Source organism: Streptomyces sp. NPDC059989 (assembly GCF_042736975.1).
GTDB lineage: Bacteria > Actinomycetota > Actinomycetes > Streptomycetales > Streptomycetaceae > Streptomyces.
In genome coordinates this window covers 1-8,117 of record NZ_JBHWUO010000110.1, presented here as the reverse complement: position 1 = coordinate 8,117, position 8,117 = coordinate 1, and the positions used below count along the sequence as shown (strand labels likewise).

Genomic DNA, 8,117 nt, shown 5'->3' with positions numbered 1-8,117 from the left:
CGGTTGATGCCGTCGATCAGGGAGTGCCGGCAGCCGTACTTGTTGTCGAACTTCGACTTGGTGACGGCGTCGTTCACGTTGATCGCCGGGAAGAGCAGGTTGCCCTCGGCCATCATCTCGTAGAGGCGGTGGACACCGGTGGTGGTCTCCTCGGTCACGCCGCGGATCTCGGACGCGAGCTGCGTCCACTTCTGCGGGGTCTCGCCGAGGGTGCGGTTGAGCAGGGTGAGGATGTAGCCGTACTCCTCGGAGTCCGCCGTGGACGGGTCCGGGGCCGCGCCGGCCTTCTCGAACTCGACGCCCTTGTGGACGAGGAGGGTGGCGTCACCACCGTCGTCGAGGATCATGTTCGGGCCGCCGGTGGGGGTGTTCGGCCAGGTCAGCGCCTGCTCCGTGCACCACCAGTACTCCTCCAGCGTCTCGCCCTTCCAGGCGAAGACCGGGACGCCCTGCGGGTTCTCCGGGGTGCCGTTCGGGCCGACCGCGATGGCGGCGGCCGCGTGGTCCTGGGTGGAGAAGATGTTGCAGGAGGCCCAGCGGACGTCGGCGCCGAGGGCGACGAGCGTCTCGATGAGCACGGCGGTCTGCACGGTCATGTGCAGGGAGCCGGTGACGCGGGCGCCGGCCAGGGGCTGGGTCGCCGCGTACTCGGCGCGGATCGACATCAGGCCCGGCATCTCGTGCTCGGCCAGCGTGATCTCCTTGCGGCCGAAAGCGGCAAGGGAAAGGTCTGCGACCTTGAAGTCCATGCGTGCTGCTCCTCATGGTTCGAGAGGGTGGGTACGGCTGAGCCGTGCACCGTCCTGGGGACGGAGCACCGAGCACAGTCCGTCGGGGGCCCTCTCTCCCCTCGGCCGGTCACGAGGACCGCCCGACCGCCATCAGCAGCGACGCCTGACACTGATGACGAATCTACACCGATCAGCCGAGCCTGCCCCAGTCGACGGCGCGTTAGGTCGTGACGCGATGTCGGGCCCTCCGGCAGGAAGGTTTGGGGCCTTTCGGACTTTTGATCCACCTCTTACATGGGGAAGGATGCCGATGGATCGGAACACATGCGCGATCCCGCAGGCCCATTGGTGCGAAGGAGATTCCAGTGACCAGTCCGGCAGGCCCTCCCGCAGGCGGCGCGAGCGGGGAGAAGCGCCTCAAGCTGCTCGCCGTGACCGCGTGCCCCACGGGGATCGCGCACACCTACATGGCCGCGGAGAAGCTCCAGCAGGCCGCCGAGCGCCTCGGCGTCGACATGAAGGTGGAGACGCAGGGCTCCATCGGGGCCGAGAACGTGCTCACTGACAACGATGTCAGAGAGGCGGACGGCATCATCATCGCCGCGGACAAGGAGGTCGACCGCGAGCGCTTCGCCGGCAAGCGGGTCCTGTCCACCGGTGTCGCGGACGGCATCCACAAGCCGGAGGAGCTGATCGAGCGCGTGCGGAGCGCGCCCGTACAGAGCGGGACGGCCGCGGCGGCCGGCGCCGGGAGCGCCGGCGGCGGCCGGGAGCGCAGTGCCGCCTACAAGGCGCTGATGAACGGCGTCTCGCACATGATCCCGTTCGTGGTCGTGGGCGGTCTGCTGCTGGCCGTCTCGATCGCGCTCGGCGGGCATTCCACCTCCAAGGGCATCGAGTTCGACCAGGGCTCGTTCTGGTTCTACGTCAACGCCCTGGGCGGTCTCGGCTTCAAGCTGATGCTGCCGATCTTCTCCGGCTACATCGCCTACGCCCTCGGTGACCGGCCCGCACTCGTACCGGGCATGATCGGCGGCTTCCTGGCGGCCGATGCCGTGAACATCTACGGGGCGGACGCCAACGCGGGCTTCCTGGGCGCGATCGCGACCGGTTTCCTCGCGGGCTATCTGGTCGTGTGGATCAAGAAGGTCAAGGTCCCGAAGTTCGTCCAGCCGATCATGCCGATCATCGTGATCCCGATCCTGTCGACCGTGGCGCTCGGCCTCTTCTACATCTATGTCATCGGCCGGCCCATCTCCTGGGTCTTCACGCACCTGACCAACTGGCTGAACGGGATGACCGGCTCCAGCGCGATCGTGCTCGGCGCCCTGATCGGCCTGATGATCGCCTTCGACATGGGCGGCCCGGTCAACAAGACAGCCTTCCTCGTCGCGGTGGGCCTCATCGGCACCAACAACCACGTCATGGGCATGGCCGCGGCCGCGATTCCGGTCATGCCGCTCGGCCAGGGCCTGGCGACGCTGCTGCGCCGCAAGCTGTACAGCGACCAGGAGCGGGAGACGGGCATCGCCGCGCTGTTCATGGGCTTCTTCGGCATCTCGGAAGGTGCCATCCCGTTCGCCGCCGCGCGGCCGGCGCAGGTCATCCCGGCGAACATGCTGGGTGGCGCCGTGGCCGGTGCGATCGCGGGCCTGGCCGGGGTCGAGGACTCCGTGCCGCACGGCGGTCCGATCGTCTCGCTGTTCGGCGCCGTCAGCGGTGTCGCCATGTTCTTCGTCGCGATCGCGGCGGGCACGGTGGTCACGGCGCTGGCCACGAACGCGCTGATCGAGATCAAGGAGCGGCGGAACGGCGGGGCCGGCCCGCAGGTGCCCCGATCGCCCGAGCCGGTCCTGGCGGGCGTGGGCGTGGGCGCGGGGGCGGGTGCCGGTGCGGGTGCCGGTGCCGCCGGGACGGCCGTACGGGCGCAGGCGCAGGCCGCGCCCGCGGCGGCGGCCGCCGCTCCGGCCGGGCAGTCGCAGGTGCTCTCCGGGTACCTGACCGGGCAGACCGTGAAAACGGAGCTGGCCTCGGACTCCAAGGAGGCCGCGATCCGCGAGATGGCGCAGATGCTGGCCACCACCGGCAACGTCCGGGACGTGGACGAGCTCGTACGGGTCGCCCTCGCGCGGGAGGCGCAGGGCACGACGGGCCTCGGCGAGTCGATCGCCATCCCGCACGCCAAGACGGACGCGGTCGCCCGGCCCACGGTGGGCTTCGCCCGGTCCGACGAGGGCATCGAGTGGGGTTCGCTGGACGGGACGAAGGCCCGGCTGGTCTTCATGATCTCGGTGCCGGAGGCCGCGGCCGGAGACGAGCACCTGCGGATCCTGGCACTGCTGTCGCGCAAGCTGATGGACGGTGGTTTCCGGGAGCGGCTGCAGTCCGCCCCGGACGAGCCGGCGATCCTCGACGTGCTGCGCGAGATCCGGTAGCCGCCGAGCCCTCTGCCCTCGGGCCCCCGCCACCCGGCCGGCGGGGGCCCGAAGGCGTTCCGTACGCTGCCCGCTCACAGGGAGCTTCTGAGGGGGACGGGCTGATGGAACGCAGGCGGGGCCACAGACGCGGTATCTGGGCGATCGTGCTGGTGGTGACCGGCGCGCTGCTGCTGCTCGGCGGGACGTTCCTGGGGGCGACGCAGACGGATCACGTGGAGGTGGTCTACGACAAGAAGACCATCCCGAGCTCGAACATGCGGCCGACCTACGAGCCGGGGGACACCGCCTGGTTCACCATGGGCACCCACGGCGAGAACTTCGAGGTCTCGCGCGGGGACGTGGTGCTCGTATCGGTTCCGGAGTGGGTGCCGGACGGGCCGCTGCTGTCGCGGGTGGTGGCGGTCGGCGGCGACCGGATCGAGTACCGGCGGGGCGAGACGACGCTCAGGCTCAACGGGGAACCGCTGGAGGAGCCGTACGTCCTGGACCGGTCGCGGCCGTCGAGCGTGCCCTTCGACGTCACGGTGCCCAGCGAGCGGATCTTCCTGATGGGCGACAACCGGATGGACTCCCACGACTCCTCACTGCACCCCGGGGAGAACCAGGGCACTCTCGACCGGTCGGACGTCATCGGCGAGCAGGTCGCGCGTCCGACGGAACTCCTCGTCGCGGGCGGGCTCTCCGTCGGCGGGACCGTCGTGCTCCTGCTCGGGGGCGCGTTGGGGATCTGGGCGCTGGTGGTGCGCCGGCGGCGGCCGGAGCCGGTTGCGCCGACCTGGCCCGCGGCCTGAGCGCTGGGCGCTGGGCCCAGGGCGCTGGGCGACCGGAACGCGTGGAACGCCTGCCACGCGGAAGGCCCCCGCGAGCCGTGTGCGGCTCGCGGGGGCCTTCCGTACGCCCGTCGGTTACTTGGTAAGGGAGGCGCCCGGACGGTAGATGTCCGGCTCCAGGTAGATCACGCGGGCGATCGGCACGGCCGCGCGGATGCGGGCCTCGGCGGCGTTGATCGCGTCCGCCACCTCGGTCGCGGTGTCGTTGCCCTCGACGGCGATCTTGGCGGCGACCAGCAGCTCCTCGGGGCCGAGGTGCAGGGTGCGCATGTGGATCACGCGGGTCACGACGTCACCGTCGACGACGGCGGCCTTGATCTTCTCGACCTCTTCGGCGCCCGCGGCCTCGCCGAGCAGCAGGGACTTGGTCTCCGCGGCCAGGATGATCGCGATGATGATCAGCAGGGCGCCGATGCAGAGGGTGCCGATGCCGTCCCAGACCCCGTTGCCGGTCAGCAGGGCGAGGCCGACGCCGCCGAGCGCCAGCACCAGGCCGACGAGCGCGCCGAGGTCCTCCAGGAGGACGACGGGCAGCTCGGGGGCCTTGGCGCGCTTGATGAACTGGCTCCAGGTCTGGCCGCCGCGGATCTCGTTCGACTCCTTGATCGCGGTGCGGAAGGAGAAGGACTCGGCGATGATCGCGAAGAGGAGGACGCCGACGGGCCAGTACCAGGCCTCGATCGCGTGCGGCTCCTTGATCTTCTCGATGCCCTCGTAGATGGCGAACATGCCACCGACGGTGAAGAGCACGATGGAGACGAGGAAGGCGTAGATGTAGCGCTCGCGCCCGTACCCGAAGGGGTGTTGCGGCGTGGCCTCGCGCTGGGCCTTCTTCCCGCCGAGGAGCAGCAGCCCCTGGTTCCCGGAGTCCGCCAGCGAGTGGACGCTTTCCGCGAGCATCGACGAGGAGCCGCTGAAGAGGAACGCCACGAATTTGGCTACAGCGATGGCGAGGTTGGCGGCGAGTGCCGCCACGATCGCCTTGGTACCGCCCGACGCGCTCATGGGTGCAGGGTGTCCTTCCTAGCCACTGACTACCGGCCGCACATTGTTGCAGCCGTCACCGCGGACGGTACGTCAGGCCACCACGGTCGCGCGGAAGACGGTACCGGTACCGGACAGTTCGACCTTTTCGCCCGCCCGGACCCAGACGGACTCGCCGGGGGCCAGGGTCAGTTCGCCGAGGCGCGGGTGGCCGGAGGTACAGAGCAGGATCTGCGGGGTGTCCGCCGGCAGCAGCCGGGAGGCCGCGCCCGGGGCCAGGACGAAGCGCGAGAGGCGGAATTCGTCGATGGGGCTCTCGTAGACCTCCTCGCCGTCACCCTCGGGGCGCAGTACGTGCGGGTCCCCCGGTTCGAGCTTCACGATCTTCAGCAGCTCGGGCACGTCCACGTGTTTGGGGGTGAGCCCGGCGCGCAGCACGTTGTCGGAGTTGGCCAGCAGCTCGACGCCGAGGCCCCGGATGTAGGCGTGCGGGACGCCCGCGCCGAGGAACACCGCCTCGCCGGGCTGGAGTCGGAAGTGGTTGAGCAGCATGGCCGCGATGACGCCCGGGTCGCCGGGGTGGTCGTGGACCAGGGCGGCGTACGGGGCGTACGGGCCGCCGAGGCGCTCGGCGGCGGCCGCGGTCTCGGTGACGGTGTGGGCCATCTGCTCGCGGTCCGCGGTCAGTACGGCGGTGAGCACCTCGCGCAGCGCGGCGTCCTCGGGGTGGGCGCGCAGCACGTCGGCGTACGGCTTGAGGGAGCCGATGCCCAGGCCCTCGATCAGGTCGGCGGCCTGCTCCGGGGGGCGGAAGCCGCACAGTCCCTCGAACGGGGTGAGCGCGCAGAGCATTTCGGGCTTGTGGTTGGGGTCCTTGTAGTTGCGGTGGCCCGCATCGATGGGGATCCCGCGGCGCTCCTCGTCCGCGAACCCCGCTTCGGCCTGGGCCCGGTCGGGGTGGACCTGGAGGGAGAGGGGGGCGCCGGCGGCGAGCAGTTTGAGGAGGAAGGGGAGCCGCGGGCCGAACTTGGCGACGGTGGCGGCGCCCAGTTCCCCGTCGGGGTTGGCGGCGATGACGTCGGAGAGGGCCGTCTCACCGTAGCCGCGGTCGATGCGGGAAGGGGCGCCCGGGTGGGCACCCATCCACATCTCGGCCTGGGGTTCACCGGTGGGCTCGACACCGAGCAGCGTGGGGATGTCGGTGGTCGATCCCCAGGCGTAGGGGCGGATCGTGTTGGTCAGGCGGTCCATCGTCGTCTTCCTGGATAGAGCCGGGTACGGACGTGTACCTCAGCTGTGTCCCCCGGAGGCCAACGCCAGGTAGGCGGTGGCGAAATCCGTGACGGCGAGGAGTTCGGCGAGCTGTTCCAGCTCCACGCCCTCCTCCGGTTCGAGCTCGCTGATGGCCGTGTCGTGGCTGAGGGCGAGCTCGCGTGCGGCGGGGGCGGCGGTGAGGCCGCCGGTCGGCCGGTCACGCAGCAGGACGATGCGGGCGCGCAGAGCCTGGGGCTCATCGACCCGGTCACGGAAGAAGTCTTCGGGATCGGCACCGGCGGCGAAGGATCCGGCGAGCAGGACACCGTGGGCGGGCAGTGCCTCGGGGAGCGCGGCGGCCAGTGCGGGGCGGCCGGCGAGCTCGGCGAGCGTGGCGGCGAAGCGGCGGCCCGCGGGGCCCGCTCCTTCGCCCTCGCTCCAGATGAGCGGGAGGGAGTCCGCCAGCTCGGCGGCGAGGGTCTTGGCCGGGTTGGAATAGGTGGCGATGGCGGGGCCGCAGCGTTCGGCGGTGCGGTCGAGCCGGTCCGCGACGAGCTGGAGCGTGTCGGGGGCGGCGGTGATCAGGCCGACCTTGTCGAGGAGCAGGAGGAGGGGCGTCAGCAGGGCCCACAGTGCGCCCGGGCCGGCCGCGGCGGACTCGTCGTACTCCTGGTACGGGGCCTTGGCCATCGGTACGAGGAGCCCGTGCGCGCCGTCCACCGCCTCGCTCAGCGGTGAGCGCTCGGGCGCGACGGCGACGACGGTGCAGCCGCGCCGGTACGCCTGTTCGGCGAGGACCGCGAGCCCGGGCTCGGTGCCGTCGGTGGTGGCGATGAGCAGCAGGTCGACGGGGCCGGCCCAGCCGGGCAGGGCCCAGCGCAGGGCGCCGGCGGCGTGCGCGACGCCGGTGGGATGCAGGCGGGTGACGGGCGCGGAGGCTCCGGCGAGGGCCCCGAGCAGGTCGGCGACGCCGGTGGCGGCGGTGCCGGGGCCGGCGATCAGGACGGCCCGGGGGCGGCCGTCGGGCCGCAGGTCGCCGAGGCCCGCTTCGGCCGCGTGCCGGGCCGCTGTGCGGACTCTGGCGCCGGCTTCGGCGGCGCCTCGGAGAAGGCCCCGCCGGTCGGCGCGGGCGAGATCGTCCGGTGCGTCGAGGAGCGACTCGTCGAGCATGGCGGCCTCCGGCTGTTGTGTGACGGAACCAGTCTGCGCGTCTCGCGGCGTGGTGGGGCTCAGGCGGGGCGGCGGGCCTCGTCCACGAGGAGTACCGGGATGCCGTCGCGGACGGGGTAGGCGAGACCACAGTCCTGGCCGGTGCAGATCAGCTCGGGGGACGTCTCGTCGGCCGACTTGTCCTCGAGGGGCGCGTGGCAGGCGGGGCAGGCGAGGATCTCGAGCAGACCGGCTTCGAGCGGCATGGGGCGGGTTCCCTTCGGGGGTGCGGGTGGGGCGTGGTCAGCGTACCGCCGAGTCACCTCCGGTGCGGCCTGGTGTGCGGGGTCGCTGGCGGGGCTCCGCCCCGGGGAACCCGACTCCGCCGGGCACCGGGCTCCGCCCGGACCCGCGCCTCAAACGCCGGCGGGGCTGATTTGCCCCGCGGCAGCTACTTGCGTGCGGCGCCGTTGCCGGGGCTCCGCCCCGGACCCCGCGCCTCAAACGCCGGCGAGGCTGGGATTGGCCGCCCAGTGCCGGAAGGAGTCGGGCAGCCCTGGAATTGCCTACGGCGGAGGGAGTGGGGCGGGGGGCCGCCCCGGCAGGGGCTGGGCGGCCTCTGCCGGGGCAGCACTCGTCAGGCGCGGATGAGGGCCAGGGCCTCGTCGCGGACCTTGGACAGCGTCGCCTCGTCACGGGCCTCGACGTTCAGACGCAGCAACGGCTCGGTG

Annotated in this window: 8 protein-coding genes; 2 read left to right on the top strand and 6 right to left on the bottom strand. The window is 71.8% G+C overall.

The features are described 5' to 3' along the window. A partial coding sequence (locus ACFWBN_RS39310) for an adenosylhomocysteinase (RefSeq protein ID WP_385186547.1) occupies positions 1 to 749 on the bottom strand: 749 nt, incomplete at its 3' end. 347 nt (positions 750 to 1,096) lie between these two features. Here ACFWBN_RS39310 and ACFWBN_RS39305 point away from each other — a divergent pair. Together ACFWBN_RS39305 and lepB are read left to right on the top strand one after the other, a co-directional pair. Next, positions 1,097 to 3,166, top strand: coding sequence for a fructose-specific PTS transporter subunit EIIC (locus ACFWBN_RS39305; protein WP_385186544.1), 2,070 nt, complete (start codon positions 1,097 to 1,099; stop codon positions 3,164 to 3,166). Between the two features lie 104 nt (positions 3,167 to 3,270). Continuing rightward, positions 3,271 to 3,960, top strand: coding sequence for a signal peptidase I (gene lepB / locus ACFWBN_RS39300; RefSeq protein ID WP_385186541.1), 690 nt, complete (start codon positions 3,271 to 3,273; stop codon positions 3,958 to 3,960). A 114-nt stretch (positions 3,961 to 4,074) separates the two neighbouring features. Here the strand turns inward: lepB and ACFWBN_RS39295 are convergent, their stop codons facing one another. The 5 genes from ACFWBN_RS39295 to ACFWBN_RS39275 all read right to left on the bottom strand — a co-directional run. Next, positions 4,075 to 5,004: a cation diffusion facilitator family transporter gene (locus ACFWBN_RS39295; protein ID WP_385186538.1), complete on the bottom strand. Its 930-nt coding sequence runs from the start codon at positions 5,002 to 5,004 to the stop codon at positions 4,075 to 4,077. A 72-nt stretch (positions 5,005 to 5,076) separates the two neighbouring features. After that, complete coding sequence (gene manA / locus ACFWBN_RS39290; protein WP_385186535.1) at positions 5,077 to 6,234, bottom strand: mannose-6-phosphate isomerase, class I; 1,158 nt, start codon at positions 6,232 to 6,234, stop codon at positions 5,077 to 5,079. Positions 6,235 to 6,273: 39 nt separating this feature from the next. Continuing rightward, positions 6,274 to 7,407, bottom strand: a complete 1,134-nt coding sequence (locus tag ACFWBN_RS39285) for an SIS domain-containing protein (RefSeq protein ID WP_385186532.1) — start codon at positions 7,405 to 7,407, stop codon at positions 6,274 to 6,276. A gap of 59 nt (positions 7,408 to 7,466) precedes the next feature. Continuing rightward, positions 7,467 to 7,652 carry a Trm112 family protein gene (locus tag ACFWBN_RS39280; RefSeq protein ID WP_385186529.1) on the bottom strand — a complete coding sequence of 62 codons (186 nt, stop codon included), beginning with the start codon at positions 7,650 to 7,652 and terminating at the stop codon, positions 7,467 to 7,469. Between the two features lie 371 nt (positions 7,653 to 8,023). Next, a partial coding sequence (locus ACFWBN_RS39275) for a hypothetical protein (protein ID WP_385186154.1) occupies positions 8,024 to 8,117 on the bottom strand: 94 nt, incomplete at its 5' end.